The following is a 3402-nucleotide window of genomic DNA, read 5'->3' as shown; positions in this document are numbered from 1 at the left end:
GAAAAGAACCAGGAAATGCTGATCAAGGTTGTTCAAAAGTTTAATGAGACCGGGGAAGTTAAATGTAAGCTGCTCCTGATTGGTGAAATACAGGACAGACCCTTGTATATGAGATTAATAAAGCTGGCAGCAGGTGATCCGAATATCGAATTTAAAGGTGCACAGCAAAATATTGCTGATTATTTAAGTATTGCGGATGCCTTCTGCCTTTCCAGCTTTTTTGAAGGGATGCCCATTTCATTGATTGAAGCTATGGCTGTTGGCTGTATCCCGGTTTGTACCCCTGTTGGCGGAATGAAAGAAATGATCAGCGATGGGCTTACCGGATTTTTAAGTGAAGACACCCGTATGGAATCTTATGAACTGGCGCTAAAAAAAGCATTATACAGCGATCAGAAACAAGCACTTAAAGAAAGGATCATTCGTCATTTTGAAACCCATTTTCATATTGAAATCTCCGCTAAAAAGCATTTAAAGACTTACCAGCAATTATTAGATCAACAGGAAGGGGCACGGTCAGCATTTGCGCTACAGTACGAATCAAAATTTAAATAAGATGATAAAATTTACAAACGATGAACTTAAGATTGTAAAGAAACTGGAAATTTTGAAAAATGAGGCGGGTTCTCATTCGCCCAGTATCATTACATTTAAACAAAAACTTCCTGAAGTTTCCATTCGTGTGGATGCCTGTTTTCTGTCCAATCCTTATGCAACTGAGCTGTTTATTGAATATTTCAACAAAGAAATACTCAGCAGTGGAAAGATTCGGGATCTGTTGGAAAGCTACCCCTCTCAAAATGGCGTAATTGCAGAAATACTGGCTGCTTTCATGAACATTAACCCAAAAAATATATTCATTGGTAATGGTGCTATTGAAATTATACAGGCTGTAATCCACAATTTTACCGAGAAGAAGATCATCATCAATATTCCTACCTTTTCTTCCTATTACGAATATGTAAAAGACGGCGTGGAGGTGATTTTTAATGAATTATCTAAAGAAGATCATTATACGCTCGACATCAGCGGCTATATTTCCCTGGTTAAAAAACATCAGCCAGATACCATTGTACTGATCAACCCCAACAATCCAAATGGTGGCTACACTAAAATTGCAGATGTACAACGTATGCTGGATGAACTTTCCTTTGTAAAGAACATACTCATTGATGAGAGTTTTATTCACTTTGCCTACGAAAGCGAGACCTACAAACTGGTTTCTCTGGCCCATCTGGTAGAAAGATATCCGAATTTAATTGTACTCAAAAGCATGTCCAAAGATTTTGGCGTAGCTGGAATAAGAGCAGGATATGGAATTATGCGGGCAGAATATGTTGCTGCATTGTTAAACAACGGCTATCTCTGGAATTCGAATGGACTGGCAGAATATTTCTTTCGTCTGTATACCCGCAGGGATTTTGCTTTGAAATATGAACAGGTACGCGTAAAATATATAATGGAAACACTTGATTTCATCATGGAACTTAAACAGCTTCCCTGGATTAAGGTCTATCCAAGCATGGCTAATTTCGTATTAATTGAGCTGGAAGAAGGCATCCGCTCCACGGAATTTGTAGCCAAACTGCTCATCAGTTATGGGATCTATGTAAGGACTTGTGATGATAAGATCGGTTTAAAGGGCCAGTTCATCCGTCTGGCCTCAAGATCAAGGCAGGAGAACGAATACATCATCAGCAGTATGAAAGCTTGCCTGGCTATGAACAGAACGCCCGATTTAATTCATGAAAGCGTTAATTAGATTTTGGCTGTACGGGGTACTGGATACCTGGTTCAGATATCGGTTCAGGCGGATGCTGAATAGGGCAGATGACCGGACAAAAGTATACCTGGTTGATATAGACAATACTCTGGCTCATTCCTGGCCTTCCCTGCAGCAATATGTTTACAGAAATGAACAGCACAGGTATGCCTCTTTACCTATTTTCATTGGGATGAGGAACTTTATACTAGATAAGATCAGGCAGCGGCACAGGGTAGTTTTTATTTCAGCCAGAAGTTATCAGAGTTATTTTACCACCTGCAAGTGGTTGCTTTCTTGTGGGATCAGGGCTTCAGAGCTGATTCTTGTACCTGGAGCAAACCTTAAGTTATTTTATATCAATTATTTGATCTCTAAAGGAATACCAGTAGTTTATATTGATGACCTGAGTTATAATCATGAACACGGAGAAGTGAAGCTGTATGATGACTTGATCAGGGAAGTTTCATGCATGTCTATTGACTATTTCGGAATCCGGGAAATTGACCTAATTAATTCCAACGATGAATTTACTCACCAAAATAATGAAAAGGTGCTCCAGGATCCTTAAAATAGCAGGGCATATCAATTGGTTTTCCTTTAAAAGTTTGTATCACCGGAATGCACAGATATTGGTTTGGATACCAGATCGCTCCATACGCTATTTTGGGACAGATGCCTTTATCTGGGATATGGCTACTATTGCAGGCCTGATTAAGTCCCGTAAAAACTTCAGGATTGTCTATGGAAAAAATATCGGGCGGTACTACCACAAAAAAATATTTTTTACACTAAGCAGCCGCTATAATATTTACGGGTTTTGGGATTATACAGCAGCAATTCAGCAACTTACAGCCCAGCTTGAACTGCAGGGGAACGAAATCTTTCCGAAATCCGAAGAAGCGCTGTTGTGGGAAAATAAAGCTCATATGCATGATGTCTTTAAACTGGCCAATGTGAGGGAGCCCAAAACCATCATTTACAATTCTTTTGAAGAAGTGCTGAATGCAGGACTGTCTTATCCTTATTTAATCAAGGCAGAGCACTCTTGTGCATCGGAAGGTTTATACCATATTCGTTCCCTCCAGGATCTGGTCGAATTGTTGTCTGATGTGAAATTTGTAAGAGAAAACAAACATATTATTGTTCAGGAACTGCTCAACATGAGGAAAGACCTGAGGGTGATCTTTGTAAAAGATGAAATTGTACTTCACTACTGGCGGATCAACCTGAAAGATGAATGGATGCCGACTTCTACCAGTTATGGCAGTAAAGTAGACTTTAAGTATTTTCCGGAACACTGGCGTCAGGACATTACCAATACTTTTAAATCGTTACATATCACAACTGGCGCATTTGACATCACCTGGCAAAATGACGATCTGAGCACCAAGCCCATTTATCTGGAGGTAAGTCCCTTCTATCAACCTAATCCGGAAATGGACACCAAAGGAAAAGCGTATGCTTATTACAAGCAGCACTTTAATTTTTCTAACTCCTGGGATGCCAAATACGTTGATCTGGTTTTTAATATCAAATATAAACAGGTCCAGGCTTACTTATAAATTATGAAAGTGAACAAAAGGGTCATTCTGATGACGCCATCCATGAGCAAAGGTGGTGCAGAAACACAACTGTTA

General features: G+C 39.5%; 4 protein-coding genes. All 4 read left to right on the top strand.

Annotated elements, in window-relative coordinates:
- A partial coding sequence (locus VNZ46_RS17100) for a glycosyltransferase family 4 protein (RefSeq protein ID WP_325561264.1) occupies positions 1-555 on the top strand: 555 nt, incomplete at its 5' end.
- Between the two features lies 1 nt (position 556).
- Complete coding sequence (locus VNZ46_RS17095) at positions 557-1762, top strand: histidinol-phosphate transaminase (RefSeq protein WP_325561263.1); 1206 nt, start codon at positions 557-559, stop codon at positions 1760-1762.
- A complete protein-coding gene (locus tag VNZ46_RS17090) occupies positions 1746-2333 on the top strand; it encodes a hypothetical protein (RefSeq protein ID WP_325561262.1) in 588 nt (195 codons plus the stop codon). The genes VNZ46_RS17095 and VNZ46_RS17090 overlap by 17 nt, the downstream gene beginning before the upstream one ends.
- Positions 2308-3327 carry a hypothetical protein gene (locus VNZ46_RS17085; RefSeq protein ID WP_325561261.1) on the top strand — a complete coding sequence of 340 codons (1020 nt, stop codon included), beginning with the start codon at positions 2308-2310 and terminating at the stop codon, positions 3325-3327. Before VNZ46_RS17090 ends, VNZ46_RS17085 begins: the two co-directional genes overlap by 26 nt.
- The last annotated feature ends 75 nt before the right edge of the window (positions 3328-3402 follow it).

The organism is Pedobacter sp. (genome assembly GCF_035566355.1).
Taxonomy (GTDB): Bacteria; Bacteroidota; Bacteroidia; order Sphingobacteriales; family Sphingobacteriaceae; genus Pedobacter.
This window is presented reverse-complemented; position numbering and strand designations above follow the sequence as displayed.